The sequence below is a fragment of the Succinivibrio dextrinosolvens genome (assembly GCF_900116345.1).
Classification (GTDB): domain Bacteria; phylum Pseudomonadota; class Gammaproteobacteria; order Enterobacterales; family Succinivibrionaceae; genus Succinivibrio; species Succinivibrio dextrinosolvens_B.
Genome location: NZ_FPAH01000010.1, coordinates 18,769 through 44,340 on the forward strand (window position 1 = coordinate 18,769; position 25,572 = coordinate 44,340).

Here is a 25,572-nt window from a genome sequence, read left to right on the forward strand (position 1 = left end):
TAGCAGCCTTTTTAGCTGCCTTCTGCTCTGCAGTCTTCTTGGCAGGCTTTACCTTGCCAACTGCTGCTAAGTTATCTAAACGAGCCTTCTGCTTAGCAGCTGACTTCTTGTTTGATAACTCGCGACGAGCAGCTGCGTCAGTAGTGTACTGAGCAATCTCAACGGTACCACCAACTGCCTCGATAGCAGCCTTAGCACCCTTGGTGCAGCCTAAGCCCTTTAGAGTGATCTTCTTGGTGAAGTTAGGAACGCGTGATAATACAACCTTTACGTACTTAACTTTCTTGTTGATTAAACGAGCTGCTAATAAAGCATTCATATCAACAACATCACCTTCGATACGATTTAAATCGTTTAGTGTTACTTCAGCAGTAACGTCAGCCTTTGGAGACCAGAAACCAAATTTTGGTAAACGGATCTTTAAAGGCATCTGACCGCCTTCGAAGCCTGGACGCTTGTGAGCGCTCTTACGTGCGCCAGCACCCTTAACACCACGAGCACAGGTCTTACCTAAGCCTGAACCGATACCACGACCAACACGGTTATGAACCTTGTGTGATCCCTCTGCAGGCTTTAAAGTATTTAGTTGCATGGTTTACTCCTCTACCTTTAGTAAGTAGCTAACCTTATTGATCATACCGCGAACTGAAGGAGTATCCTCTAGCTCAACAGTGTGACGAATACGGCGTAAGCCTAGACCTTTAACAGTCTCAACGTGCTTTGGCTTGCGACCAATAACGCTCTTAATTAGAGTAACTTTAACGGTTTTCTTATCTGCCATTTTTTACTCCAGAATTTCCTTAACTGAAAGGCCACGCTTTGCAGCAATTGCCTCAGGAGTACGCATTGAAGCTAAAGCAGCAACAGTAGCACGAACTACGTTGATTGGGTTTGTTGAACCGTAAGCCTTAGCTAAAACATTACGAACACCAGCTACTTCAAGAACAGCACGCATAGCACCACCAGCAATAATACCGGTACCTTCTGATGCAGGCTGCATGTAAACCATAGAACCTGAGTGCTCACCCTTAACAGCGTGGAATAAGGTTCCATTGTTTAACTGAATATTGCTGTTTACGTTACGGCGAGCCTGCTCAATTGCCTTCTGAATTGCAGCTGGAACTTCGCTAGCCTTACCATAACCATAACCTACACGGCCGTTACCATCACCAACTACAGTTAGAGCGGTGAAAGAGAAAATACGACCACCTTTTACAACTTTAGCTACACGATTAACTGCAACTAATTTTTCCTGCAGCTCGCCAGCTTGAGTTTCGTCTTTGTGTTGCATTTCACACTCCTAGAACTTAAGGCCGGCTTCACGAGCTGCGTCAGCTAATGCTGCTACACGACCGTGATACTGATAGCCTGATCTGTCAAAAGCTACGGTTTCAACCTTAGCTGCAATTGCACGCTCAGCAACAGCCTTACCAACTGCCTTAGCAGCCTCAACGTTGCCGGTGTACTTAAGACCCTTTGCAAGGTCCTTATCTAAAGTGCTAGCTGAAGCTAAAACACGGTTATCATTGCTGATAATCTGTGCATAAATGTGACGTGGAGTACGGGTAACTACTAAACGGGTTACACCTAACTCATGCATCTTTGCACGAGACTTAGTAGCGCGGCGAATGCGTGCTTCTTTCTTATCGAACATGTTATGCCACCCTATTATTTCTTCTTAGCTTCTTTAATGTGAATGATTTCGTCAGCATAACGAACACCCTTACCCTTATATGGCTCAGGAGCACGGAATGCGCGAACCTTAGCTGCAACCTGACCTAATAGAGCCTTATCGTAGCTCTTTAGAATAATGTCAGTCTGAGCTGGGCACTCAGCGGTAATTCCCTCTGGTAGCTCGAAATCGATTGGATGTGAGTAGCCTAAAACTAAGTTTAGAACCTTACCCTTAACAGCAGCACGGTAACCAACACCAACTAACTTTAATGCCTTCTCGAAGCCCTTATCTAAACCAACAACCATGTTGTGTAGTAGAGCACGAGTAGTACCAGACTGCATGTTTGAGTCCTGTGACTCATCTTTCTGTGCAACCTTGATCTGACCGTTATCAACGGTAACAGTTACTAAAGGATGTACATTTAAGCTCATCTCGCCTTTCTTAGACTTGATGGTAACTTTCTGACCGTCGAGAGAAACTTCGACGCCCTGAGGAACAACGATAGGTTCCTTAGCAATACGTGACATGTTGCCTCCCTAAATTATGCGACGTAGCAGATAACTTCGCCGCCCAAGCCGTCCTTACGGGCAGCACGATCGGTCATTAAGCCTTTAGAAGTAGAGATAACAGCGATACCTAAGCCGTTCATGATACGTGGTAACTCGTTGCTTCTCTTGTAGATACGAAGACCAGGACGTGAAACACGCTGGATTAACTCGATAACTGGAGCACCTTCGTAGTACTTAAGGCCAATTTCTAGAACCTTCTTAACGTCTCCGTTCTCAGAAACTGAAGAAATGTAACCTTCCTTCAGTAGTAGGTTAGCAATAGCAACCTTTAACTTTGATGAAGGCATTGAAACGGAAACTTTGCCAGATGCCTGGCCGTTGCGAATGCGGGTTAGTAAATCCGCAATAGGATCTTGCATCATTTGTATCTCTCCTCTTACCAGCTAGCCTTGTGTAGACCAGGGATCTCGCCACGCATCATGTGCTCACGTAGCTTGATACGGCATAAACCGAACTTACGTAAGTAACCATGTGGACGACCAGTCTCACTGCAGCGGTTACGCTGACGTGAAGGGCTTGAATCGCGAGGTAGTGAAGCTAAAGCTTGCACTGCAGCGAAGCGCTCTTCATCTGAAGAAGAAACACTTGAAATAATCTTTTTGAGATCTTCACGCTTTGCACGATACTGCTCTGCAAGACGCTTTCTCTTAAGATCTCTGTAAATCATTGAAGTCTTAGCCATTAGTTCGTCCTCGAATTACTTGTTGGCCTGAGTACGGAATGGGAAGTTGAAAGCCTCAAGAAGTGCTCTGCCTTCTTCATCTGACTTAGCAGTGGTGGTGATAGTAATATCTAAACCACGAACTGTATCAACTTTATCAAAATCGATCTCAGGGAAAATGATCTGCTCACGTACGCCCATAGAGTAATTTCCTCTACCATCAAATGACTTAGCTGATAAGCCACGGAAATCACGGATACGTGGAATTGCAATCACAATTAAACGCTCGAGGAACTCCCACATACGCTCACCGCGTAGGGTAACTTTACAACCGATTGGATAGCCCTCACGAATATGGAAGCCCGCTACGGATTTGCGAACCTTGGTGATTAAAGGCTTCTGACCAGCAATAGCGGTCATATCCTTAGCTGCATTCTCAAGAACCTTCTTATCTGCAACTGCTTCACCAACACCCATATTCAGGGTGATCTTCTCAATCCGAGGGACTTGCATGATTGTCTTGTAACCAAATTTTTCAGTTAAGGCTTTGATTACTTCCTGCTTGTATAGATCATGCAGTTTCGCCATCGTTATTCTCCTTTAATAAACACTACTTAGCTGAAGGGATAGTCTTATCGTTAGACTTGAAGAAACGAACTTTCTTGCCGTCTTCTACTCTAAAACCAACACGATCTGCTTTCTTAGTATCTGGGTTATAGATTGCAACGTTAGAAACATCGATAGGTGCTACTAAGTCAACAATACCGCCCTGGATGCCAAGATTTGGGTTAGGTTTCTGGTGTTTTTTCTTGACATTAATGCCTTCAACAAACACCTTGTGCTCACTTGGTAATACGCGGGTAACTTTACCAGTCTTGCCCTTATCTTTACCAGTGATAACGATTACTTCGTCATTGGTGCGAATTTTCGCTGCCATAGTTTTAATACTCCCGATTTAAAATTAGAGTACTTCTGGAGCTAATGATACGATCTTCATAAACTGCTCTGAACGTAGTTCACGAGTAACAGGTCCGAAAATACGAGTACCAATAGGCTCATGCTGTGCAGTTAAAAGAACTGCTGCGTTACTGTCAAAGCGAATTACTGAACCGTCTGGTCTGCGAACACCTTTCTTGGTGCGAACAACAACAGCGTCTAGTACGTCGCCCTTCTTAACTTTGCCGCGAGGAATAGCGTCTTTTACAGACACCTTAATAATGTCGCCAATGCCTGCGTAACGGCGGTGTGAACCACCTAAAACCTTAATACACATAACAGCACGTGCGCCAGAATTGTCGGCAACGTCAAGCATGCTTTGCATCTGGATCATTTGTAAATGCTCCGGTTAATACCAATTAAAACAACTTTCTAAAACAAAATTAGAAAGGCGCTAAAATATACCACAAAAAAAAATAGACCGCAAGCACAAAAATGCTGCGGTCTTTTTTTTATAGTTTAATTAGGCGTTTACAGCCTTCTCGATTACGCTAACTAGCTTCCAAGCGATAGTCTTAGAAACTGGTCTGCATTCGCAAATCTCAACTAAATCACCAACGTGAGCAGCGTTCTCAGCATCTGATACGTGGAACTTGGTAGTACGGGTAATAATCTTACCGTATACTGGATGAGCAACACGGCGCTCAACAGCAACTACACAAGCCTTCTGCATCTTGTCGCTAACAACACGACCACGTAGGGAACGAGCGATTTTCTCTGACATTTATGTCTTCCTCTACTTTGCGCTCTCTGAGTTTAATTTCTCAGAAAGGATAGTGTTAATACGTGCGATGTCGCGACGTACCTTACGAACGTTGTCAGTCTGCTGAAGTGAACCAGTCTTTAACTGAAAACGTAGATTAAACTGCTCGCGCTGAAGATTTGAAAGTTCAGTCTTTAAGTCTTCAACGGACTTATTACGTAAATCGTTTGCTTGCATTAGATCACCTGCTTACGAACGAAGGTAGTTGTTACAGAAAGTTTTGCTGAAGCAAGACGGAATGCCTCGCGAGCGATTTCTTCAGTAATACCACCAATCTCGAAAAGTACACGACCAGGCTGAATTGGAGCAACCCAGTACTCAACGGTACCTTTACCTTTACCCATACGAACACCTAGAGCTTTCTGAGTGATTGGCTTGTCTGGGAATACACGAATCCAAACTTTACCTTCACGCTTCATCTCACGGGTGAATGCACGACGTGCAGCTTCGATCTCACGAGCAGTAATCTGACCGCGAGAAGTTGCCTTAAGACCAAACTCGCCGAATGAAACGGTTGAGCCAGCGTATGCTAGACCCTCGTTACGGCCTTTCTGAGTCTTACGATATTTAGTACGTTTTGGTTGTAACATTTATCTTTCTCCGTTACTCAGAAGCCTTTGCTTCTTCAGCCTTCTTAGCACCACGACGACCACGGCCTGGACGAGCCTGGTTCTCATCGCGACGACCACGACGACCTGCTGGAGCAGCTGCATTGTTACGGTTCTCAGTCTCTTCCTGAGTTAGTGGTAGACCACCTAAAACTTCACCCTTGAAGATCCAAACCTTAACACCGATTACACCATAGGTTGTAACAGCCTCTGATAAAGCGTAGTCGATATCAGCACGTAGAGTGTGTAGAGGTACGCGACCTTCACGTAGCCACTCTGAACGAGCGATTTCAGCACCACCTAGACGGCCTGATACTTCAACCTTGATACCCTTAGCACCAGCACGCATTGCATTCTGGATTGCCTTCTTCATAGCGCGACGGAACATTACACGACGCTCTAACTGAGAAGCAATAGAATCAGCAACTAACTTAGCGTCTAGATCAGGCTTGCGAATCTCGCTGATATTAACCTGAGCTGGAACACCAGCGATTGCAGAGATCTTCTGACGTAACTTCTCAACGTCTTCGCCCTTCTTACCAATTACGATACCAGGACGAGCAGTGCAGATAGTTACACGAATGCTCTTTGCAGGACGATCAATAACAATCTTAGAAACAGATGCATTCTTAAGTTCAGCAGTTAAGTACTTACGAACTTCGGCATCGCTCTTGATGTTAGCTGGGAACTGTGCAGTAGATGCATACCAAACTGATGAATATGGTCTGGTGATACCTAGACGAATTCCGTTTGGATTAATTTTCTGACCCATATTTACTCCTAACGCTCTGCAACAACAACGGTAATGTGAGAGGTACGCTTTACGATGCGGTCAGCACGGCCCTTAGCACGTGGCATGATACGCTTTAAAGATGGACCCTCATCAACCATAATCTTAGCAACAACTAAATCGTCGATGTCTAAAGACTGATTGTGCTCTGCGTTAGCAATTGCTGAAAGCAGAACTTTACGGATTAGTGCAGCAGCCTTCTTTGGGCTGAACTCTAACAAATCCAGAGCTTTCTGAACAGGTAAACCGCGAACTTGATCTGCGACCAGGCGGGTTTTCTGAGCAGAAGAGCGAGCATATTTGTGGATTGCTTTAACTTCCATTACATTAAACTCCAATTAGGCCTTAGCATCAGCTACGGTGTGACCCTTAAAGGTACGAGTAGGTGCAAACTCACCTAGCTTGTGACCAACCATTTCGTCTGAAACGAATACAGGTACGTGTTGACGACCGTTGTGAACAGCGATGGTCATTCCAATCATCTGAGGAATGATAACTGAACGGCGTGACCAGGTCTTAACTGGCTTCTTGTCACCAGTCTCAAGAACCTTTAGTACCTTCTTTAATAAGGACGCATCAATAAATGGACCTTTTTTCAAAGAACGTGGCATTTTATATCCTCGCTATCGATTAACGGTGATGAACAATGTACTTGTCAGTACGCTTGTTCTTACGGGTCTTGTAACCCTTACATGGAGTACCCCAAGGAGAACGTGGCTGAATGCCCTTGTTACGGCCCTCACCACCACCATGTGGGTGATCGATAGGGTTCATTGACATACCACGAACGGTTGGACGTACACCGCGCCAACGGTTAGCACCAGCTTTACCTAACTGAGCTAGCATGTGCTCGCCATTACCGATTTCACCAACAGTTGCACGGCCTTCAGCTAATACTTTACGCATTTCGCCTGAACGCATACGTAAGGTTACATAAGCACCTTCTTTTGCAACTAGTTCGCAGTAGCAGCCAGCTGAACGTGCGAATACAGCACCTGCACCTGGGTTTAACTCAACTGCGTGAATGGTAGTACCTAGAGGAATGTTGCGCATTGGTAATGCATTACCTACCTTGATAGGAGCATCAACACCTGAAACAACAACATCACCCTGCTTTAAGCCCTTAGGAGCTAAGATGTAGCTACGGGTACCATCGGTATAGCAAACTAAAGCGATGTGAGCTGAACGGTTTGGATCATACTCAATACGCTCTACGCGTGCCTCAATACCATCCTTCTGACGCTTGAAATCGATTAAACGATAGCGCTGCTTGTGACCACCACCAATGTGACGAGTTGAAATGTGACCGTAGTTATCACGACCACCAGTCTTACGCTTCTCAACAGTTAGAGAACGTAATGGACCACCTTTCCATAAGCCAGGGGTCTTAACCTGAACAACGTGACGACGAGCTGGAGTGGTTGGCTTTGCCTTAACGATTGCCATTATTTGCTCTCCTTGTTAATCTGCTGTGAGGTAGCCTCAAGATCTAACTGAGTGCCCTCTGGAAGAGTAACATAAGCCTTTTTCCAGTCTGAACGCTTGCCAATACCACGTGCGGTGCGACGTACTTTACCCTGGAAGTTTAGGGTGCGAACACCTTCAACCTTCACATTGAAGATCATCTCAACAGCAGCTTTGATTTCTTCCTTGGTTGCGTCCTTTAATACCTTGAATACTAGAGTATTCTTTTCCTGTGCAGCGGTGCTCTTCTCAGAGATAACTGGTGCACGAAGAACATTTAATAAACGAGCTTCAGACATTATTTAAGCAACTCCTCTACCTTCTTAACAGCTGCAGAAGTCATTAGAACCTTGTCGAAACCAACTAGATTTACTGGGTTGAACTCAGCAGTACCTGGCTGGCAAACTTCTACTCTGTATAGATTACGAGATGCTAAGAATAAATTCTGTTCGAAAGCATCAGTAACAATTAGAACCTGCTTCAGACCTAGATCCTTTAGCTTGTTAACTAATGACTTGGTCTTGTGGTCTTCTACCTTGAAATCGTCAACAACAACTAAACGGTCCTGACGAACTAACTCAGATAGGATGCTGCACATTGCAACACGGTACATCTTACGATTTACCTTCTGAGTCCAATCCTGTGGCTTAGCAGCAAATACAGTACCACCTGCACGCCATAATGGAGAACGGGTAGAACCTGCGCGTGCGCGACCTGTGCCCTTCTGACGGAAAGGCTTCTTACCGCCGCCTGAAACCTCAGAACGGGTCTTCTGAGCTTTAGTACCGGCGCGTGCAGTGCTTAGGTATGAAACAACTACCTGGTGCACTAATGGCTCGTTGAACTCGCGACCAAAGGTGCTATCTAGCACTTCTAGCTGCTTGTCTGCGCCAACTAACTTTAATTCCATGATCCTATTACCTCGGGTTAAGCTTTAAGACTTGGTCTTACAATCACGTCACCGTTATTAGCACCTGGAACAGCGCCTTTTACGAGAAGTAGATTGCGTTCTGCGTCGATGCGAACTAAGTCAAGGCACTGTACAGTAACCTTCTCAGAACCCATGTGACCAACCATCTTCTTGCCCTTGAAAACTCTACCTGGAGTTTGGTTCTGACCGGTAGAACCAGGTACACGATGTGAACGTGAGTTACCGTGTGTATAATCCTGGTGTAAGAAGTTGTAACGCTTGATAGTACCTGCAGTACCTTTACCTTTTGACTGGCCGGTAACGTCTACTTTCTTAACATCTTGGAAAGCGTCTACTTTGATCTCGTCGCCAACTTTGTATGAAGCTAGCTCGGTATCAGTTAAACGGAACTCCCATAAGCCACGGCCTGCCTGTACGCCTGACTTTGCGAAGTGACCAATTTCAGCTTTGGTCATACGACTTGCTTTGCGATCACCAGTTGTAACCTGAATAGCGGTATAGCCGTCATTCTCTAGGTTCTTGATCTGGGTTACGCGGTTTGCCTCAACCTGGATGACTGTTACTGGAACAGATTTGCCGTTCTCATTGAAAACACGGGTCATACCAAGCTTGCGGCCGATTAAACCGATTGACATTGTATTATTCCCCTATTAGCGAAGGCTGATCTGAACATCCACACCAGCTGCAAGATCTAAACGCATTAATGCGTCTACAGTCTTCTCAGTTGGCTCAACGATATCAACTAGGCGCTTGTGAGTACGGATTTCGTACTGGTCACGAGCATCTTTGTTAACATGTGGAGAGATAAGGATTGTGTAACGCTCCTTACGAGTAGGAAGCGGAATTGGGCCGCGAACCTGTGCGCCAGTGCGCTTTGCGGTCTCAACAATTTCAGCGGTTGAATGGTCGATCAATCTGTGGTCGTATGCCTTTAGACGGATCCTAATTCTTTGATTCTGCATTGCAGACTCCATTTTAAAGATAAAAGAACATACAACACCCGCCTTCTCATTTCATATCGATAGAGAGGAAGTGTCGTAATTACCAATTACTCCCAAAATTAGGGAGAGTATCCACAGCCGCATCATATAGAAGTAGGGCTGGCTTGTAACTCATACACTTAGGGTATGAGTACAAAGTGCCATTATTATACTGAATTTAAGATTCTTATCAAGTTTTTTTTAACTTTTTTATTATTTTCATTCAATACAAAAGGTTAGCAATGCTAACCTTTGTAAATAACTTTATATTTATTTTTTAAAAGCACAAAATGGTCAGTGCTTTGTCTCCGGAATCTCACTTAAATGCATCTTGCCATACATGGTAAGAACACTCTTGTTATCAAGAGCGTAGGCTTTATCTGCCAGATTCAGTCTGTCCTCCATTCCTGGAAGACCGCTTATGCCCATAATACGGACAGTGAGATCAAAGATAAGATCGTTTGAGAAATATTTATCCTTATTATCAACAAGTGCTTTGTGTAATTCAGGGTTGTCCTGAACATACTTGTCTGAGAGATAGACTACAAGAGGAATTCTCAGCATCTGACCGTTGAGATTGACAGGATCATGACCACCAACAACATGAGGGTCCTCGCCATGATCAGAGAAATAGATCATAGCCTTGAAATTAGACTTCTCCTTAGCCTTTGAATATATCTTCTCAAGAATATAGTCAGTGTATAGGACGGTATCATCGTAGTAGTCCAGAGTCTCATCCTGTCCTTCAAATTTTATGAACTCTGATGGAAGTCTCTTATCATACTTCTGATGACTTCCCATAAGATGAATCACCACAAATACATTTTTCTTTTCATCAACCTTAGGGAATCTTTTTACAATCTCCTCGTCAAAGAACACCCCTTCCATCTTTGAAGATCCGTTCACCCAGATTTCATGGTTAGCAGTTGAAGAGATAACCGTTACAGGTGTTTCATACACTCCATATTTACGCTGATTACTTATCCAGTAAGTCTCAAAGCCTGAGGCTCTTGCGAGCTCAATGATTGAATAGGCATCAACGGTCTGTTTTTTCTGATACTGATTTGCCTCTGTCAGAGAATAAGATAGAGCCTGAACTGTCTGAGGCCATGAAGAGTAGGCATTGGTAAACAGAAGATGATTAGGATTCTTCAGATGTTCACAAAGAAAAGGAGTATTTTCTCTTTCAAAACCATAGGCCTGCATTCTGTCTCGGGTTTCTGACTCGCCGATTACCAGCACGAAAAGATTGCCTTCGGGATCTGTAGCATCAGAGAGCTTCAGCGTATTAAGCTTGTTGAGCTTTGCAAGTCTCTGTGATTTCTGCTGCTTATAGATTTCAAAGTTATCCAGCTGTTTTGAAGTAACTTTTATTATAGAGAAAGGTAGATAATCCATTCTTGGTAGAGCCAGCCAGACAGATGAGGCAAGACACAGGAAAAAGGATACGGCAGTTACAAAACAGGTTGAATCAAAGCTTTCAACCTTTCTGAAGAAAAATGCATTTACTGTATAGATTAAAGCCAGAGTTACAAAGGCAAGAAGCCACATGATATTAAAGTTACTCTGGATAAATTCGGTACCCTCGGTGGCATTTGTCTGAGCTAAGGCAATAATGATATCCGAGGAAATCAGAGAGCCGGTTGCTACAAAATAGCAAATAAGAATAGATGGTAGAAGCACAAAGGCAAAAAGCACCACATAGGATATAAAAGAACAGATTTTCTTAAGAAATATTGTTTCAATAGCCAGGGCTAGAGCTCTCACCATGACACAGGTTGAGAAGGCTACCAAAGAAAAAGCAACACCTTTACAGAAATCAAACAGTGAAGTATTCAGTCCCAGTGTAAGAGAAAACAGATAAACACTCAGATAAGTAAACAGAAAGACCACGGCAAATCTGTAAAGAGGCTTCCTGCAGACAGATAGTCTGAAGGCAGCAACAATTGAGACAATACCAAGAGCAAGATATATAAAAAAGGTTAAATAACTGCGTAAAGAAAAATCGTATACCCCATATAGAATCAGAGTCAGTAGCACTGGAACCGCAAAACTCAGAAGATTTTTCTTATCTGAACTGAATATCATAAAGTAGCCTTTAATAATATAGAATCTTTATAAATCATACTTTTGACACCTTTAATATCTGGGTATCGTCTTTGTTAGCCGTATATCATACTCCAAAGTCAGAAAAACACACTATTTTCTGAAGAACACCTGCATTTAAAGTGCATATATCGGTTTTGCAATACCTTAAGTATAGACAAAGAAAAGTGATATAATCACGGCCTGTTTTCGTATATATAAAGGATAAAAAACAGCATGGATTTTAATTTCAGACTGCCGGATAACTTTGCAAAAGACTCTCCAAAAAGAGATCTGAAACTCCCAGACAATGCCAACGGTCTGGTGGTTCACTGCTGCTGTGCTCCATGCTCAACCAGTCTTGTAGAATGTCTTATCTTTAATAAGATCAAAACTCTGATGTTTTTCTACAATCCTAATATCTACCCTACCGAGGAATACGAAAAAAGACGAGACGAGTGGATTCACCTGTGTGAGCTTCTCAACATTGAGTATGTAATAGGCGATTACGACTACAATCTATGGCGAGAGGCTGTAAAAGGACTTGAGGATGAACCAGAACGTGGTCGCCGCTGTCTGAAATGCTTCACTCACAGACTTACCGTAACAGCACTGTTCGCAAAATCCCGTGGAATCAATACATTCACCACAACTCTCTGTACTTCAAGATGGAAGAGTAAAAAACAGGTGGATGAAGCAGGTTTCAGAGCACAGGACAAAATTGATGGAACCTTCTACTGGGATCAGGACTGGAGAAAGGAGGGTCTTGTTGGCAGACGCTATGAGCTTGTAAAGGAAATTGATTTCTATAATCAGCTTTACTGCGGCTGTGAATTCTCACAGACTAGTGCAAACTACTGTAAAAAGGGAATAGTAGATCAGGAAGAGAAGTAGTTAGACTACACTGCTTCACAGAGGAAGCAGTGTAGAAATGATGACTAGGCTCCGTACTGCTTTCTGTACTCAAGCATTGCTGGAATATGCTCTTTCAGCTTGTCATCATTTTCAATGTATTTGAGCAGATCATCAAAAGTAACAATGGAAATAATCTTAATTCCAATCTGCTCTTCAGCCTCGGCAATAGCACTCTTATCGCCCTTACCCTTTTCCATACGGTTTAAAGCAATAATTGCAGCCTTGAAATGAGCACCGTTCTCTTTAATCAGAGCCTCGGACTCACGAATTGCGGTGCCAGCAGTAATTACATCGTCAACCAGCAGAATATCACCTTTTAAAGGTGCGCCTACCAGATTGCCGCCTTCGCCATGATCCTTCTTTTCCTTACGATTAAAGCACCATGGTACATTTCTGTTGTGCTCAGAAGATAAGGCCATTGCAGTGGCACAGGCCAGAGGAATACCCTTGTAGGCAGGTCCGAACAGCACATCAAAGGAAACACCTGCATCAACCAGGGCATGAGCATAGCATGAACCTAAGGTTGCCAGATCTTCACCGGTATTGAACCCACCTGCATTGAAGAAATATGGGCTGGTTCTTCCTGACTTGAGAACAAAGCTGCCGAATTTTAAAACACCCTTGCTTAAAGCAAGTTCAATGAATTTTCTCTGATATTCCTGCATTTTTAACCTCGAAAGTTTTCGCACATATTACATTATTATTACCAAGATTCCAAAACAAAAATGTTGTTTGCAAAAGAGCAGTGCAAATAAGTAAAATGTTCGTGAAATTTAGAAATCATTCAGGAAAAACGAGGTAATTATGGCTGAAATTTCCAGCATGACCGGTTCATCAAACAGAATCATCAACGCCGACAGAGTCAATATCAGTATTGATATCACCTCAGTAAACAACCGCTTTCTAGAAATTTACCTCAAAATGCCGGATCAGCTAAGACACCTTGATTCAAAGCTCAGAAGCATTATTCAGGAAAAACTTACCCGAGGAAAAATTGACTGCTATCTGAGCTTTGCTTTAAATGCAACAGATTCCCTGAACATCAATCAGGATGTGCTTCATGCCCTGGCCAATGCTGTCTCTCAGATTAACAAAGAACTGCCGCAGTCAAACGTCAATGCTCTTGAGATTCTGAACTATCCAGGTGTAATAAGTCAGGAGAGTAATCTTCAGGAGATTATAGATGAGGAGATTTTAAAACACTTCTCAGAGGCTATTGATACTCTGAAGGAGAACCGTAAAAAAGAAGGCATCAAATTAAAGGATGCTATAACCTCAAGACTGGATAAGATTGTCGAGTTAACAAAAATTGTTGAAGCTCAGCTTGATAAGCTCGTTGAAACTGAAAGACAAAGAATTGTTAACAAAATCAGTACAATGGATGTGAATGTAAATCCAGAAAGACTTGAACAGGAAGTGGCTCTGGCAGCTCAGAGAGCTGATGTAAGAGAGGAGTATGACCGACTTCTTGCTCATGTTAAGGAAGTTAAAAGCATTCTGGATAAAGGCGGTGTCTGCGGCAAGCGACTGGATTTCATGATGCAGGAGTTTAACCGTGAATCCAACACCCTGGCCTCAAAAGCCTCAAATCTTGAAATCACCCAGGTTGCAGTTGAGCTTAAGGTACTGGTTGAGCAGATGAGAGAGCAGGTTCAGAACATAGAATAGTTCTGCTCAAGATGCTGAATATTTTTCTGATTGTGGCTAACCTTTGGTTAGCCACAAATGTTTGTGCGGAAAGATTTCACAAGAAAGTAATATCCAGACGTTTTAAGAAATCGATTTTCGGATAAATAACACAGAATTAGATGTAATTGCCCTGACCTAAGCTTCTGACAGCCTGCAGCAGACTTGCAAATACCACAGGAACACCTTCAACGCCCTTCTTCTGTATAGCATCTACAAGCAGTAAAGCCAGTCCAGGTTTTGACTTGCGCTTAATTGCCATGTCTATGATTTTGTCGGAGGTCAGCCCTTTACGAAGCTGACTGTTAGAGGAAACCCCCGCCGCTATTCTGAAGGTCTTCTCATAGCCCTGAGAATACAGATAATGTTCAATATCCTTTTGAGGAATAACGGTAAGGTGTCGATCACGGCGCTTGTTTGGAATAAAGTTTAAGGCAACTTCAGCATACTTTTTACCGGCTTCATCTCCATCAGTCAGAACATGGAATGCAATACCCAGCTGGGTAGCAACCTTCATCAGAGGTTTCAGACCACACTGTGCAAACTCAATAATTCTGATTCCCTCGCAGGCCAGAGATATACCAAGAATTGAAGCTATCTGAGTTAGAATCCAGACCTCGGTTTCGCCTTCAACTAAAATCCAGGTTCTGGCAAAGAAAGCCATTGGTCTGTTCATTCTGATATGGAAGGCAATTCGTCTTAAATCATCATTGTTAAGAGATGAGGACTCAGGATCAATCTGGAAGCAGACCGTATCATAAAACTTTCTGTGTAAACGTCTTAAAGACTGCAGAGGTACAGAAGAAAGCAGATCACCGCTGTTGGTGGTAACAATCTTCTGAGTTGCAGTTACAGAGAGCAGAGACCAGAAGGAAAGCAGCAGTGAAGGATGGAAACGGGACTCAATATCCTCAATAATCATGATTGGAGAGGCGTTCTTATCCAATACCCGATCACCCTGAGATAAAAATAGTGCCGAAGCAATGTAGGTCAGAACCACCTTTGATCTTGTAAGACCAGGCGCAGTCAACATATTTCTGATTGAGGACAGTGATTCCAGGGAAATCGGACTTTTTACGATTTCATCAATGTTTCGAGGGTTTCTTTTAACCGAATCAGTATCATTATCCTGATTATAGTTGCCAAGATATTTATCCAGATAGGCGGTAAACATCTTAAGTAGAGAGGAAACATTCTCAGAGGAAAGATCATTGTCATTGAAGATGAGGGAGGCCATATGGGAGATCTTCTCCCCCTTTTTGCTTTTTGATACTCGCTTGTTGTCCATACGACTGTCACGGAGTCTGAATACCGGATTAAGTCTGATGATCGTATAGAAAGCTTCCTCATAATTTTCGCTCTTTTTAAAGCTGGCATTGTTTTTATTCACAAAATTATGAATAGTTACGAATTCATCCTTATCTTCATTATAAAAAGCAACAATCTGCCAGTGAATGTAATATGCTCCACAGTCATCAAAGTACCAGAATGGTTTTAAGGCAGGATGGGATTCAGCATAGCCGGCAATCGCACTTTCTCTAAAGTACAGATCAATGTGAATGTGATTGTCCGTTTTCTTAAAAACATCCTCTTCTTCCTGATGCTTGTAGTTGGAAATAAATCGATTGATTTCAGTCAGAAAATCCGCAGCGTTATTTGAGGTGCCAGAAAGCTGCTCATCCATGATGGACTTAGCTTTCTCCATCTTATCCTTTTTATACTGCTCGACAGCCTCAGCCTCAAAGGATATAGCCTTGCGTCTGGTTACTCTTTCAACCAGATTATCTTTTGGAAAAGTATCATAAGACTTGAGTTCTACAGGAACGTAGAGATCTTTTTGTTCAAACTGACAGAGTTTTTCGCCCTGACCGAGGACCATCCAAAGAGCGCGAAGGAGAGATGTCTTACCCCAGTGATTCTCACCGATAAGAACAGTGCTGGTATCTTCAAAGTTTATGGATAATTTACGGATACCACGGAAATTAACTACTTTAGCTTTTTCGAGATACATGCAATTCCCTAGTACATACCTACTACTAAAGTTAAAGTAGAGTGGAATTCAAAGCAACGGGATAAAAAAAAAGCCATGATAAAAATCACAGCTTTTTTTTTGAAATTTAGCCTTTAAACACGATGCCAGGTTGTTCCCTGAGGTCCGTCCTCAAGCTCAATATGCATCTCTTTAAGCTTGTCACGAGCCGCATCTGCACGAGCCCAGTCCTTAGCCTTACGGGCTTCGTTACGCTCCTTGATAAGAGCTTCGATCTCAGCTGAATCATCATCACCGGCACCTGAGGTCAGGAACACAGTTGGATCCTGCTCTAGAATACCCAGAACTGAAGAAAGCTGCTTTAAGCGGCCTGCCAGATACTGAGCATTTTCTCCTGATTCCTTGTTAATCTGCTTTGCCAGATCAAACAGAACAGAAATTGCACCTGGTGTATTGAAATCATCATCCATATACTCCTTGAACTTTGCAGTGTATTCATCTTCAGCACTCTTTGGCTCAAGAGGAGAGGTATCACGCAGAGTTGTATACAGTCTGTTAAGAGCAGCTCTAGCCTTATCAAGATTTTCCTGAGAATAGTTCAGAGGACTTCTGTACTGACCTGAAAGCAGGAAGTAACGTACAGTTTCTGCATCGTATGACTCTAATACATCACGGATAGTGAAGAAGTTATTCAGAGACTTTGACATCTTCTCTTCGTTAATCATCACCATACCAGAGTGCATCCAGTAGTGAACATACTTTGAGTGATGTGCACAGCAGCTCTGAGCAATCTCGTTCTCATGGTGAGGGAAGATCAGATCTGAACCGCCACCATGGATATCGAACTCGGCACCAAGATGTTTACCGTTCATGGCAGAACACTCGATATGCCAGCCTGGACGGCCTTCACCCCATGGAGACTCCCATGCAGGCTCACCTGGCTTTGACATCTTCCACAGCACAAAGTCCAGAGGATTATGCTTGGTCTTTGCAACCTCAATACGGCTTCCGGCCTGAAGCTCATCAATCTTCTGACCTGACAGACGGCCGTATTCCTTGAAGGAATCAATATTGAAAACTACATCGCCGTTGTCTGAAACATAGGCATTGCCGTTATCAATCAGCTTCTGAACCAGAGCAATGATTTCCTTGATATTGTCGGTAGCACGAGGCTCGATATCAGGACGCTTGATATTCAGAGCATCAAAGTCCTTGTGCATTTCTACAATGAACTGTTCAGCGAGCTCTTTTGCAGGAATACCGCGCTCATTTGCTCTTCTGATAATCTTGTCATCAATATCGGTGATGTTTCTGATATAGGTTACATCGTATCCTGAATAACGCAGATAACGTACAATCACATCGAAATTAACAAAGGTACGGGCGTGACCGATATGACACAGATCGTATACGGTAACACCGCATACATACATGCCGATCTTGCCTTCATTTATAGGTTTGAATTCCTGCTTGCTTCTGGTTAGTGTGTTGTATATTTTTAACATTTTCTATCTCTGCGTTCCGTCAGTTATCTTCATGATATTGAGATCTGACGTAATTATTCAGGCGTAGTTTTCTGCCCGGAAAACTGATTTATATTTACAAATGCCGTGGATTATATCATTTTTTTGCCACCATATCATCGAAAAGACAGGTCTGAATCCACTATCCTCCTATTTTTAATCCATATGGTGCAGAAGATTTTTTACACACATACAGATACTCTGTTTTTTTGTTATTTACTGAAAAATACAGCTATTTTTAGCTTTAAAACACCTAAAAAAGCAATAAAACTGTTAAAAATGACGCATTAGTTGTAAAATGCATCAGATTATTTTTTCATCATCTTATTAGAGAGAACTTAAATGATTACTTTAAAAACTACCCTAGGTGATATCGTTATTGAGCTTGATTACGATAAGGCTCCTAATACCGCTAAGAACTTTGAGGACTATGTAAAGTCAGGTTTCTACAAGGGAACCATTTTCCACAGAGTTATCAAGGGCTTTATGATCCAGGGTGGCGGTCTTGAGAAGGACATGAACCAGAAAGAAACCAATGCTCCTATCAAGAATGAGGCTGATAACGGTCTTAAGAATGATCGCGGCACCATCGCTATGGCAAGAACCATGGATCCTCACTCTGCTACCGCTCAGTTCTTCATCAACACTGTTAACAACGATATGCTGAACTTCCGTTCAAAGGATCTGAACGGCTGGGGCTACTGTGTATTCGGTAAGGTTGTATCAGGTATGGAAGTTGTAGACAAGATCGAAGCTTCAAAGACCACTACCGTTTCCTACTATCAGGACGTTCCTGTAGAGACCATCGAGATCTTAGACGCTACCGTTGAGGCTTAATCTCGAATAAGAAGAATCAGACATGGCTACTTTCATTATTGCAGATCTTCATTTGTCAGAATCTCAGCCGATTCTTACAAATGCACTTTCAAATTTTTATGAAAGAAATACCATCCTTAATGACCGAGTCATTATTGCTGGAGACATGTTTGATTTCTTTGTAGGTGTTGATCCTAATTCCGCATTTCAGCAGAAAATAAAAGCAATCATCACCAAAGCCAAGCAGCGAGGTGTTATCACCATGTTTCAGGCAGGAAACAGAGATTTTCTGCTTGATGAAGCTGCTGCAGAATATTTTGGAATGAAGCTTATCAAGGATTTCTATATTCTCAACACTTCAAAAGGCAAGGCTCTTTTACTGCATGGAGATCAGCTCTGTCTTCACGACCGTTCCTATCAGACTTTCCGAGCCATTGTCAAAAACAGATTCATCCGCTTCTGCTTTATGCTGTTGCCTCTGAGTGTACGTACCTCCATTGCTCAGAAGATACGCAACAAAAGTCAGGAACAGGAGAATCGTCGTGCAGAGTATTCTGAAAAGATTCTTCAGAATCCAACTGTCAAAAAAGCCGGAGCAACCTTCCTCCAGAAAACCGGCTGTACACTTCTGATTCACGGTCACTTCCATGTATTCGGAGGCGAACAGAATGCCTTTGGAGATGGACTAAGCAGACTGGGGCTGGGAATGTGGGACTCTCACTACAGTTACATAAAAATCGATAGGACTGATTTTAAGCTTGTACAAAGAGCAATGGAAAAAAACTTCTAGTATTACATATGGGTTTTGAATGAATACTAGTGGTTACCAAAAACGATTTAAATCTTTTTTCTCACATTTCATGAGGCACTTTTGTCCTCTTTCTCACATTTCATGAGGCACTTTTGTCCCCTTTCTCACATTTCATGAGGCACATAAAAAAAGGACCTCAAAATTTGAGATCCTTTCTTAATGAAAATAAGGCAGATTTAATGAGCATCAGCCCAGCTTGAGGACACACCAACTCCAACTGTTAAAGGAACAGCAAGCTTATACGCATTTTCCATAATCTCAGTAATCTTAGTGCAAGCCTCATTAACAAACTCATCTTTTACCTCAAAGATAAGTTCATCATGGACCTGCACGGTCATTCTGATGGTATTTTCTGGCAGTGATGAAATCCACTCATCCAGTCTTACCATTGCTGTCTTAATGATATCGGCAGCACTTCCCTGCATAGGCGCATTGATGGCAGCACGCTCTGCTGCCTTGGATAGCATGGCATTTGAACTGTTGATATTGGCAACACTGATGTGTCGTCCGTTAATGGAAGTCACATAACCATGTTCATGAGCATAAGCTTTGGTCTCTTCCATATATTTCTGAACACTTGGATAACGTTCAAAATACCTTTGGATATAAACCTTTGCCTCAGACATGCTCATATGAGTCTGTCTGGTAAGACCAAATGCTCCCATGCCGTACATCAGACCAAAGTTTGTGGCTTTTGCATGTGATCTTTCCTGTGGAGTTACCTCATCAATACTCTTGCCTAAAACCTCTGCAGCAGTGGCTCTGTGAATATCCTGTCCAGCTAGGAAGGCTTTTCTAAGATTAGGATCTTCACTTATGTGGGCAATCAGTCTTAACTCAATCTGAGAATAATCGGCAGCAATAATCTTATAGCCTTCAGGAGCAATAAAGGCTTTACGGATCATCTTGCCCTCCTCTGTTCTTGCAGGAATATTCTGCAGATTTGGATCAGAGGATGAAAGTCTTCCGGTTACAGTTCCTGTCTGGTTAAAAGAGGTATAGATTCTGTTTGTCTTAGGTGAAATCAGAGTCTGCAGTTTTTCGGTATAGGTGGAGATAAGCTTTGCCAGAGCTCTGTATCTTAAAACCAGATTGGCAATATCGTAGTTAAAGGAAATCTGCTCAAGGATATCCTCTGCAGTAGAATACTTACCGTCCTTTACCTTCTTAGGATAAGGAATTTTCAGATCCTCAAACAGAACCTTGCCTAGCTGCTTAGGGGAAGCAATATTAAATTCCTGTCCCGCGGAAACGTAAATCTGTTTCTGAATCTCGACAAGTTCTGTCTTAAGATTTCTGTTCTGAGTCTCAAGCTCCTTCTGAGAGACGTAAACACCTTCAAGCTCCATATGGTAGAGCACTTTTAGGAAAGGCATTTCCTGTTCAAAGAACAGTTTTTTGTCATTTTCTGAGGCAAAGAGTTTTTCAGATAAGGTATGATACAGACGGAGGGTAACCTCCGCATCTTCAGCAGCATAGTTACATACAGTCTCTACTGGCACCTCACTGATTGGGATTTTCTTCTTATCCCCGGTAATCTCTTTGTAGGTAATGGTTCTGTAGTTCAGATATCTTAAGGCCAGATCATCCATATTCATGGCTGAGGCTGAATCAAGCAGATGAGCCATAACCATGGTATCAGCGTAGACTTTTTCAATCTCAAAGTTCTGATAGTGAAGAACCAGCAGATCAAATTTGATGTTATGACCGATGATTTTAACATCGGAAGAATTGAGAACCGGCAGCAGTTTCTCTCTTACCTTATCAAGAGAAAGACACTGTGGAACTCCAAGATAGGTATGATTCAGAGGAATATAGTAGCCTTCATTTGCTGCGACAGATAAAGACATACCGACCAGGGATGCCTCCTGAGGCATCAGAGAGGTAGTCTCAGTATCAAGAGCAACTAATCTTGCCGATAAGATCCTGTTACACAGCTCATCAAGCACATTCTCATCAGTTACAAGAATATATTTACCGCCATTACTCTTGTAATCGGTAGGAGCAGAGCTGAAGGCAGGAGCATCTTCAGTTTTTGATGCTGCCTTGGCAAAATCAAAGCTCTGAGCCTGAGTCTTTGGGCTATCAGCAGGAGCATCCTTTTTCAGATCAGCCAGAAGCTTGGTAAATTCAAGCTCGGTATAGATTTCAATAAGATCGTTTTTGTTCAGGACAGGAGGTGTTACCTCTGAAATCTTAAGTGGAAGCTCCAAATCAGTTCTGATGGTAGCAAGTCGGTATGAAAGCTCAACAGTCTCAAAAGCCTCTCTGTATTTCTCTGCAAAAGTCTTTGAACCGCGGAAGGATAAAGATGCAATCTTATCAAGATTATTGTAGATATCCTTAATGCCGCCAAGCTCATTGATAAGAGTAACCGCTGTCTTATCACCTACACCAGCCATACCAGGAATATTATCTGAGCTGTCTCCCTTCAGAGCCAGAAAATCAATGATATGCTCAGGTTTAACACCAAATTTCTCGACAACACCTTTAGCATCAGTGTAGACATCCTTCATTGAGTCATAAAGAATGACATTGTCATCCACAAGCTGAGCCAGATCCTTATCGCCGGTACAGATAACAGTCTTTACACCTTCCTTTGAAGCATCTGTTGCATAGGTGCCAAGCACGTCATCAGCCTCCACGCCTTCAATAGATACCAGAGGAAAGCCCATTGCTCTTACGATTTTATGTACATATTCAATCTGAACTCTAAGCTCATCAGGCATAGGAGGACGGTTGGCCTTGTACTCTGGATACATTTCATTTCTAAAGGACTTGCCCTTGGCATCGAAAACCACAATAAACTTGGCTCCGGCAAACTTGGATGAAAGAGAACCAAGCATTCTGGATAAAATCATGCAGACGCCGGTTGGAATTCCTTTTGAATTGGTGAATGATTTAGGAGCGGCATAAAAGGCTCTATATAGAAATGATGAACCGTCAACAAGGACTAAAGGAAGATTATCTGTCATAGAATTAGTACGAATTGGAGTATCACTAAAAAGTGTATGAATTCGTCTCCGTTTTTATATTTCTGTTTTAACTTCTTACCATTATAACTTTTAAAAAAATTTATAAAAACTGACATTACTCAACATTACATTTTTTTGCGGTTTTTCTTAAAAATAACAAAAAAAAACAGTGTTTTTTTTAAGAAATTGAAGATTTTTCTTAAATTCTGATGAAATACTTTTTTAACAGGAAGAATCACAAACAAGATATGCTTCACAGATATGTATTTATTAGATTCCTTAAAAAAAATTTCCTCAGACTATGTTCTATACTTTAGTAACTACAGAGAAAAAAAGTTCAAATAAATTAAGGAAGTAATATGTCGCTATTCGAGAATATCATGAAAGATTTTTCGGAAGAAACAAATCTTGAAGTCAAAATCGAGAGTGATAACTCATGTGCCTTTGAGTTTGAAGATTTGCTTATCGTTTTGCAGTACCGTCAGGCAGCAGACGATATAGTAATGTTCTGTTCTCTTTCAGATCCTGAAAAAATACCAGTTTTTTCAAAAGAAGTTTTGTATAAGGCTCTTTCTCTATCATTCAATGGTGAAGGAACTGGCGGAAACTTCATTGGTATCTCTGAAGGCACTTTAATCCTTTCAAGAATTATTCCTATTGAACAGCTGGATGGTAAAAAACTAATGAAAATTCTTTCAGAATTCTCCGATAAGGCTGTTTTCATAAGGGATGTGCTTAAGGATGTTTATTCAATCTCTAAGGGTGATGAAGATCTGGGGACACGGGATTCTGCAAAGAGCTCTATAGCTTCTAGTTTAATGGATGTCCTTCCTGTTTAACGATGAAATTAGTCTGAGGTATCTAACATGAACACGAATGTGAATGTATCAATTGATAATTTACAAAACAATCAATCATATTATTTATCATCTGACGGTGAAATCAAGAAAGCCGGACTCTGGCAGAAATTCAAATGCTGGGCGAATATTGGTGAAGCCAGACAGCAGGTTAGAAATCTAGTAAGCGTAATTAAAAGCAACCTGCTTGATACCGTTACTTATGCAAAAGGAGATTCCCTTAATGAGGATTTTGCAAAGCTGGATACCACAAAAAATCTTAAAGGTTCAGATCTGAACAGGATTATTGAAAAATTTAAAACTGCAAACTCAGATAATATTGACAAAGCTCAGGCAAAAAAGATTGAAGGAAACATAATAGAAAATGCAGTTGATTCTCTGCTAAAGGAGGGGCTGCTGGAAAAAAGATCAGCCTATAGCATGCAGGATTTGCTGCAAAAATCGATTTCACAGATAAAAGAAGAAGATTTACCTAAAAAGAATGAAGCAGGTAAAGAAGTTTTCGACAAGGAGACCTATACCCAGAAAATTGAGGAGTTTATTAAACAGTTTGTTGATACCATCAGGGAAATCAAGGAGGCTAAGCTTCCTGAAAATAAGCTCAACAATTATTATCTCGATTACATAAAAGGTAAACTTTTTGATGATGAAGGGAATCTACTGAATGTCAGTGTAGATCAGTTCAAAGGGATAGACGAAGCAAAGAGAGACTATATTCTCTCGAAAATAGGAGATGATATCGATTTAAATGACAAGAGAACAAATGAGATTATCGATTATGTTATTTCCAAGACAAAGGAGAATAAAGGTGCTGCTGATATCATAATGAAATCCTGCCAAAGTATCCTCCTCAATGGAGCAAATAAACTGCGTTCTTTAGATTCAGTTAAAAAAAGAATCGATGCTATTTTTTCAAATGCTGATGAATATAATGCCATTGGACAGAATCTGCATGGATTTAGAAAAACTGGTATCAGAATTCTTGGCTATACAGAAGGAAAGGCATTTCCTCCTGGCTTTATCACCAAATTTTATAATAAGGCCAAGGATTTAGATCTTGGACCGTTAAAAAACTTAAAAGCCACATCCTCCCCAGAAGAGATGCATAAGGCATTATTCTCTTTATACAAAAGCTTGTCAGAAGCCATGAAGTCCTCCGGAACTGCAGAGGAAATCCAGGCAGTTCAGGAAGATAGAAACTCTTTAAAGGCTTCAAAAATTCTATTTCAGAGTATTGTGCTTTTAAGAATGACTCCAGAAGAACGTGTTAACCTAAAAACAGTGTTTGAGAGTCTGAATTTTGCAAAAATTCAGAATATGTACAATGAATTATATGATGATTACGGATACACCGATCAATTGGGAAGAAATAAACAGGGAACTGTAACTACCCTTGCTTTTGATATGGCAAATACAAACAATATTCTTATTGAAAACCTGGAGTTTCTGTCCAACACCAATGATATTCATACCATGAATTATGAGGGGCCTATCTTAGTTCAGGAGGATAAGCTTGGGCCTGTATATGACAGCCTGCTTGATGGGACAGATGAATATATTTCAGAACAGACAGACTCTTATATTAATGATAACTTTAAAGGAGAGTTTCCAGAATCAATGAAGCAGCTTATTAAGGATAAGCTGAAATCAGAAACCTATGACAATACAGAAAACAAAAGCTTTGTCCCTGATACATCATTCAATAATGCAGTAAAAAGAGAAGTCGGGACAACTATGAATCTGGCCATTCTTACCGATGCAAAGCGACTGGGCAATGGCAATATCGAAGATACATCATGCTATAAAGACCTAATTCGCGGCATGTCAGTTACCCTACCTGGGGGCAAGAAACTCAGCACTGACTTTGAAACAGCCAGAGATGAGATTGCTCAGCTGGTGACATCCAACAATTCTGCAAAATACAGTGGATTAGATAAGGAAACAAGGCAAAAGGTCAATCTGGTTCTGGCAATGATGTCACAGGAAACTGCAAAGTCATTAACTATAGGTATTCCTGTTGCGCTTGACAAGAATGGTGCTGAGCCTGCCTTTCATATTGTAGCACCTCACGGTCAAGGAGATGCAAATGCTGAATATACTCTGATAAAAGATGAAGACGGAGCGATTAGACTTACGATTGAGACTACACATCATATTCAGCAGCTGATTGTCAATGAACAGGTAATAGAAGCAGATCCTCAATCATATATTAAGCAAAAACTTTCCTACTATATCAGTCCAAGTGAATTTAACAGACTTGGCAAGCTTAATCTAAATGATTTTGATGATACCAGAGTACAAGAAGCTATGGATCAGACTGGAGCTTATAACGGTCAGAATAATAAGATATTAAATGCAGGCAAAGAGATCCAGACTGAAATGAGGATTCATTCCAACATGAAGGTAGAAATGGAAGGAAATATGAAGTTACCTAATCAGAATATCATTCAACCATAGAGGATTCACTACAACAATCG

General features: G+C 41.7%; 31 protein-coding genes and 1 pseudogene. 6 read left to right on the forward strand and 26 right to left on the reverse strand.

What is annotated here, in order from left to right; all coding sequences use genetic code 11:
* Positions 1-157 precede the first annotated feature (157 nt).
* The 22 genes and pseudogenes from rplO to BM308_RS04835 form a co-directional block, all read right to left on the reverse strand.
* Positions 158-592, reverse strand: a pseudogene (gene rplO, locus BM308_RS04730) (50S ribosomal protein L15); the annotation flags it as partial.
* 3 nt (positions 593-595) lie between these two features.
* Positions 596-781 (reverse strand): 50S ribosomal protein L30, encoded by a 186-nt coding sequence (rpmD, locus tag BM308_RS04735; protein WP_031490563.1) that lies wholly within the window; start codon positions 779-781, stop codon positions 596-598.
* 3 nt (positions 782-784) lie between these two features.
* Positions 785-1,291: a 30S ribosomal protein S5 gene (rpsE, locus tag BM308_RS04740; RefSeq protein WP_074840878.1), complete on the reverse strand. Its 507-nt coding sequence runs from the start codon at positions 1,289-1,291 to the stop codon at positions 785-787.
* 9 nt (positions 1,292-1,300) lie between these two features.
* Positions 1,301-1,654, reverse strand: a complete 354-nt coding sequence (gene rplR / locus BM308_RS04745) for a 50S ribosomal protein L18 (protein WP_031490565.1) — start codon at positions 1,652-1,654, stop codon at positions 1,301-1,303.
* A gap of 14 nt (positions 1,655-1,668) precedes the next feature.
* The gene (gene rplF, locus BM308_RS04750) at positions 1,669-2,202 is read right to left on the reverse strand and encodes a 50S ribosomal protein L6 (RefSeq protein ID WP_031490567.1); all 534 of its coding nucleotides are present in this window, start codon (positions 2,200-2,202) and stop codon (positions 1,669-1,671) included.
* Positions 2,203-2,216: 14 nt separating this feature from the next.
* Positions 2,217-2,603, reverse strand: a complete 387-nt coding sequence (rpsH, locus tag BM308_RS04755; RefSeq protein ID WP_074840888.1) for a 30S ribosomal protein S8 — start codon at positions 2,601-2,603, stop codon at positions 2,217-2,219.
* A gap of 17 nt (positions 2,604-2,620) precedes the next feature.
* Entirely contained in the window at positions 2,621-2,926 is a 306-nt protein-coding gene (gene rpsN / locus BM308_RS04760) for a 30S ribosomal protein S14 (RefSeq protein ID WP_031490569.1), read from the reverse strand.
* A 15-nt stretch (positions 2,927-2,941) separates the two neighbouring features.
* Positions 2,942-3,493 carry a 50S ribosomal protein L5 gene (gene rplE, locus BM308_RS04765; protein ID WP_031490570.1) on the reverse strand — a complete coding sequence of 184 codons (552 nt, stop codon included), beginning with the start codon at positions 3,491-3,493 and terminating at the stop codon, positions 2,942-2,944.
* Between the two features lie 22 nt (positions 3,494-3,515).
* The gene (rplX, locus tag BM308_RS04770; protein WP_031490573.1) at positions 3,516-3,842 is read right to left on the reverse strand and encodes a 50S ribosomal protein L24; all 327 of its coding nucleotides are present in this window, start codon (positions 3,840-3,842) and stop codon (positions 3,516-3,518) included.
* A 24-nt stretch (positions 3,843-3,866) separates the two neighbouring features.
* On the reverse strand, positions 3,867-4,235 hold the full coding sequence (gene rplN / locus BM308_RS04775) for a 50S ribosomal protein L14 (protein ID WP_074840875.1): 369 nt from the start codon (positions 4,233-4,235) through the stop codon (positions 3,867-3,869).
* A gap of 129 nt (positions 4,236-4,364) precedes the next feature.
* Positions 4,365-4,625 (reverse strand): 30S ribosomal protein S17, encoded by a 261-nt coding sequence (gene rpsQ / locus BM308_RS04780; protein ID WP_074943280.1) that lies wholly within the window; start codon positions 4,623-4,625, stop codon positions 4,365-4,367.
* Positions 4,626-4,637: 12 nt separating this feature from the next.
* The gene (gene rpmC, locus BM308_RS04785; RefSeq protein WP_031490577.1) at positions 4,638-4,841 is read right to left on the reverse strand and encodes a 50S ribosomal protein L29; all 204 of its coding nucleotides are present in this window, start codon (positions 4,839-4,841) and stop codon (positions 4,638-4,640) included.
* The gene (rplP, locus tag BM308_RS04790) at positions 4,841-5,254 is read right to left on the reverse strand and encodes a 50S ribosomal protein L16 (RefSeq protein ID WP_074943282.1); all 414 of its coding nucleotides are present in this window, start codon (positions 5,252-5,254) and stop codon (positions 4,841-4,843) included. The genes rpmC and rplP overlap by 1 nt, the downstream gene beginning before the upstream one ends.
* Positions 5,255-5,267: 13 nt before the next feature.
* Positions 5,268-6,044, reverse strand: coding sequence for a 30S ribosomal protein S3 (rpsC, locus tag BM308_RS04795; RefSeq protein WP_074840873.1), 777 nt, complete (start codon positions 6,042-6,044; stop codon positions 5,268-5,270).
* Between the two features lie 8 nt (positions 6,045-6,052).
* Positions 6,053-6,385 carry a 50S ribosomal protein L22 gene (gene rplV, locus BM308_RS04800; protein WP_031490581.1) on the reverse strand — a complete coding sequence of 111 codons (333 nt, stop codon included), beginning with the start codon at positions 6,383-6,385 and terminating at the stop codon, positions 6,053-6,055.
* A 15-nt stretch (positions 6,386-6,400) separates the two neighbouring features.
* Positions 6,401-6,673 carry a 30S ribosomal protein S19 gene (gene rpsS, locus BM308_RS04805; protein WP_031490583.1) on the reverse strand — a complete coding sequence of 91 codons (273 nt, stop codon included), beginning with the start codon at positions 6,671-6,673 and terminating at the stop codon, positions 6,401-6,403.
* Between the two features lie 19 nt (positions 6,674-6,692).
* Positions 6,693-7,508: a 50S ribosomal protein L2 gene (gene rplB / locus BM308_RS04810; protein WP_074840872.1), complete on the reverse strand. Its 816-nt coding sequence runs from the start codon at positions 7,506-7,508 to the stop codon at positions 6,693-6,695.
* Positions 7,508-7,828, reverse strand: a complete 321-nt coding sequence (rplW, locus tag BM308_RS04815) for a 50S ribosomal protein L23 (protein ID WP_051639034.1) — start codon at positions 7,826-7,828, stop codon at positions 7,508-7,510. The genes rplB and rplW overlap by 1 nt, the downstream gene beginning before the upstream one ends.
* Complete coding sequence (rplD, locus tag BM308_RS04820; protein WP_031490588.1) at positions 7,825-8,436, reverse strand: 50S ribosomal protein L4; 612 nt, start codon at positions 8,434-8,436, stop codon at positions 7,825-7,827. The genes rplW and rplD overlap by 4 nt, the downstream gene beginning before the upstream one ends.
* 17 nt (positions 8,437-8,453) lie before the next feature.
* Complete coding sequence (gene rplC / locus BM308_RS04825) at positions 8,454-9,092, reverse strand: 50S ribosomal protein L3 (protein ID WP_074840871.1); 639 nt, start codon at positions 9,090-9,092, stop codon at positions 8,454-8,456.
* A 15-nt stretch (positions 9,093-9,107) separates the two neighbouring features.
* On the reverse strand, positions 9,108-9,419 hold the full coding sequence (gene rpsJ / locus BM308_RS04830) for a 30S ribosomal protein S10 (protein WP_021890106.1): 312 nt from the start codon (positions 9,417-9,419) through the stop codon (positions 9,108-9,110).
* Positions 9,420-9,731: 312 nt separating this feature from the next.
* On the reverse strand, positions 9,732-11,525 hold the full coding sequence (locus tag BM308_RS04835) for a phosphoethanolamine transferase (protein WP_074943284.1): 1,794 nt from the start codon (positions 11,523-11,525) through the stop codon (positions 9,732-9,734).
* 234 nt (positions 11,526-11,759) lie between these two features.
* Here BM308_RS04835 and BM308_RS04840 point away from each other — a divergent pair, with 234 nt between their 5' ends.
* Positions 11,760-12,416, forward strand: coding sequence for an epoxyqueuosine reductase QueH (locus BM308_RS04840; RefSeq protein WP_074943286.1), 657 nt, complete (start codon positions 11,760-11,762; stop codon positions 12,414-12,416).
* A 44-nt stretch (positions 12,417-12,460) separates the two neighbouring features.
* On the opposite strand, the gene pyrE is transcribed toward BM308_RS04840, so the two are convergent.
* The gene (gene pyrE / locus BM308_RS04845) at positions 12,461-13,102 is read right to left on the reverse strand and encodes an orotate phosphoribosyltransferase (RefSeq protein ID WP_074943288.1); all 642 of its coding nucleotides are present in this window, start codon (positions 13,100-13,102) and stop codon (positions 12,461-12,463) included.
* Between the two features lie 139 nt (positions 13,103-13,241).
* Here pyrE and BM308_RS04850 point away from each other — a divergent pair, with 139 nt between their 5' ends.
* Positions 13,242-14,105 carry a YicC/YloC family endoribonuclease gene (locus BM308_RS04850; RefSeq protein WP_083425448.1) on the forward strand — a complete coding sequence of 288 codons (864 nt, stop codon included), beginning with the start codon at positions 13,242-13,244 and terminating at the stop codon, positions 14,103-14,105.
* 136 nt (positions 14,106-14,241) lie between these two features.
* Here BM308_RS04850 and BM308_RS04855 read toward each other — a convergent pair whose 3' ends face one another.
* Positions 14,242-16,134, reverse strand: a complete 1,893-nt coding sequence (locus BM308_RS04855) for a DUF2813 domain-containing protein (RefSeq protein ID WP_074943290.1) — start codon at positions 16,132-16,134, stop codon at positions 14,242-14,244.
* Positions 16,135-16,247: 113 nt separating this feature from the next.
* Positions 16,248-17,618, reverse strand: coding sequence for a cysteine--tRNA ligase (gene cysS / locus BM308_RS04860; protein WP_074943292.1), 1,371 nt, complete (start codon positions 17,616-17,618; stop codon positions 16,248-16,250).
* Between the two features lie 360 nt (positions 17,619-17,978).
* Here cysS and BM308_RS04865 point away from each other — a divergent pair, with 360 nt between their 5' ends.
* Both BM308_RS04865 and BM308_RS04870 read left to right on the forward strand, forming a co-directional pair.
* Positions 17,979-18,473 carry a peptidylprolyl isomerase gene (locus BM308_RS04865; RefSeq protein WP_074943293.1) on the forward strand — a complete coding sequence of 165 codons (495 nt, stop codon included), beginning with the start codon at positions 17,979-17,981 and terminating at the stop codon, positions 18,471-18,473.
* A 22-nt stretch (positions 18,474-18,495) separates the two neighbouring features.
* Positions 18,496-19,242, forward strand: coding sequence for a UDP-2,3-diacylglucosamine diphosphatase (locus BM308_RS04870; protein ID WP_074943295.1), 747 nt, complete (start codon positions 18,496-18,498; stop codon positions 19,240-19,242).
* Positions 19,243-19,439: 197 nt separating this feature from the next.
* On the opposite strand, the gene polA is transcribed toward BM308_RS04870, so the two are convergent.
* Positions 19,440-22,238, reverse strand: a complete 2,799-nt coding sequence (gene polA / locus BM308_RS04875) for a DNA polymerase I (RefSeq protein WP_074943297.1) — start codon at positions 22,236-22,238, stop codon at positions 19,440-19,442.
* A gap of 359 nt (positions 22,239-22,597) precedes the next feature.
* On the opposite strand from polA, the gene BM308_RS04880 reads away from it, so the two are divergent.
* Both BM308_RS04880 and BM308_RS04885 read left to right on the forward strand, forming a co-directional pair.
* Complete coding sequence (locus BM308_RS04880; protein ID WP_074943299.1) at positions 22,598-23,077, forward strand: type III secretion system chaperone; 480 nt, start codon at positions 22,598-22,600, stop codon at positions 23,075-23,077.
* A gap of 27 nt (positions 23,078-23,104) precedes the next feature.
* Positions 23,105-25,552: a hypothetical protein gene (locus tag BM308_RS04885; RefSeq protein ID WP_074943301.1), complete on the forward strand. Its 2,448-nt coding sequence runs from the start codon at positions 23,105-23,107 to the stop codon at positions 25,550-25,552.
* Positions 25,553-25,572 lie beyond the last annotated feature (20 nt).

Excerpts from the sequence above, each read along its gene's own strand:
- pyrE (WP_074943288.1), bottom strand. The coding sequence starts at position 13,102 with ATGCAGGAATATCAGAGAAAATTCATTGAACTTGCTTTAAGCAAGGGT.
- rplF (WP_031490567.1), bottom strand. The coding sequence starts at position 2,202 with ATGTCACGTATTGCTAAGGAACCTATCGTTGTTCCTCAGGGCGTCGAA.
- rpsH (WP_074840888.1), bottom strand. The coding sequence starts at position 2,603 with ATGCAAGATCCTATTGCGGATTTACTAACCCGCATTCGCAACGGCCAG.
- rpsS (WP_031490583.1), bottom strand. The coding sequence starts at position 6,673 with ATGCCACGTTCTTTGAAAAAAGGTCCATTTATTGATGCGTCCTTATTA.
- BM308_RS04885 (WP_074943301.1), top strand. The coding sequence starts at position 23,105 with ATGAACACGAATGTGAATGTATCAATTGATAATTTACAAAACAATCAA.
- rplD (WP_031490588.1), bottom strand. The coding sequence starts at position 8,436 with ATGGAATTAAAGTTAGTTGGCGCAGACAAGCAGCTAGAAGTGCTAGAT.
- rplP (WP_074943282.1), bottom strand. The coding sequence starts at position 5,254 with ATGTTACAACCAAAACGTACTAAATATCGTAAGACTCAGAAAGGCCGT.
- cysS (WP_074943292.1), bottom strand. The coding sequence starts at position 17,618 with ATGTTAAAAATATACAACACACTAACCAGAAGCAAGCAGGAATTCAAA.
- BM308_RS04855 (WP_074943290.1), bottom strand. The coding sequence starts at position 16,134 with ATGTATCTCGAAAAAGCTAAAGTAGTTAATTTCCGTGGTATCCGTAAA.
- rplC (WP_074840871.1), bottom strand. The coding sequence starts at position 9,092 with ATGTCAATCGGTTTAATCGGCCGCAAGCTTGGTATGACCCGTGTTTTC.
- BM308_RS04870 (WP_074943295.1), top strand. The coding sequence starts at position 18,496 with ATGGCTACTTTCATTATTGCAGATCTTCATTTGTCAGAATCTCAGCCG.
- BM308_RS04835 (WP_074943284.1), bottom strand. The coding sequence starts at position 11,525 with ATGATATTCAGTTCAGATAAGAAAAATCTTCTGAGTTTTGCGGTTCCA.
- rplV (WP_031490581.1), bottom strand. The coding sequence starts at position 6,385 with ATGGAAGTTAAAGCAATCCACAAATATGCTCGCTCTTCTGCTCAGAAA.
- rpsC (WP_074840873.1), bottom strand. The coding sequence starts at position 6,044 with ATGGGTCAGAAAATTAATCCAAACGGAATTCGTCTAGGTATCACCAGA.
- rplR (WP_031490565.1), bottom strand. The coding sequence starts at position 1,654 with ATGTTCGATAAGAAAGAAGCACGCATTCGCCGCGCTACTAAGTCTCGT.
- BM308_RS04840 (WP_074943286.1), top strand. The coding sequence starts at position 11,760 with ATGGATTTTAATTTCAGACTGCCGGATAACTTTGCAAAAGACTCTCCA.
- rpsQ (WP_074943280.1), bottom strand. The coding sequence starts at position 4,625 with ATGTCAGAGAAAATCGCTCGTTCCCTACGTGGTCGTGTTGTTAGCGAC.
- rpmC (WP_031490577.1), bottom strand. The coding sequence starts at position 4,841 with ATGCAAGCAAACGATTTACGTAATAAGTCCGTTGAAGACTTAAAGACT.
- rpsJ (WP_021890106.1), bottom strand. The coding sequence starts at position 9,419 with ATGCAGAATCAAAGAATTAGGATCCGTCTAAAGGCATACGACCACAGA.
- BM308_RS04865 (WP_074943293.1), top strand. The coding sequence starts at position 17,979 with ATGATTACTTTAAAAACTACCCTAGGTGATATCGTTATTGAGCTTGAT.
- rpmD (WP_031490563.1), bottom strand. The coding sequence starts at position 781 with ATGGCAGATAAGAAAACCGTTAAAGTTACTCTAATTAAGAGCGTTATT.
- polA (WP_074943297.1), bottom strand. The coding sequence starts at position 22,238 with ATGACAGATAATCTTCCTTTAGTCCTTGTTGACGGTTCATCATTTCTA.
- rpsN (WP_031490569.1), bottom strand. The coding sequence starts at position 2,926 with ATGGCTAAGACTTCAATGATTTACAGAGATCTTAAGAGAAAGCGTCTT.
- rplX (WP_031490573.1), bottom strand. The coding sequence starts at position 3,842 with ATGGCAGCGAAAATTCGCACCAATGACGAAGTAATCGTTATCACTGGT.
- rplB (WP_074840872.1), bottom strand. The coding sequence starts at position 7,508 with ATGGCAATCGTTAAGGCAAAGCCAACCACTCCAGCTCGTCGTCACGTT.
- BM308_RS04880 (WP_074943299.1), top strand. The coding sequence starts at position 22,598 with ATGTCGCTATTCGAGAATATCATGAAAGATTTTTCGGAAGAAACAAAT.
- rplE (WP_031490570.1), bottom strand. The coding sequence starts at position 3,493 with ATGGCGAAACTGCATGATCTATACAAGCAGGAAGTAATCAAAGCCTTA.
- rpsE (WP_074840878.1), bottom strand. The coding sequence starts at position 1,291 with ATGCAACACAAAGACGAAACTCAAGCTGGCGAGCTGCAGGAAAAATTA.
- rplN (WP_074840875.1), bottom strand. The coding sequence starts at position 4,235 with ATGATCCAGATGCAAAGCATGCTTGACGTTGCCGACAATTCTGGCGCA.
- BM308_RS04850 (WP_083425448.1), top strand. The coding sequence starts at position 13,242 with ATGGCTGAAATTTCCAGCATGACCGGTTCATCAAACAGAATCATCAAC.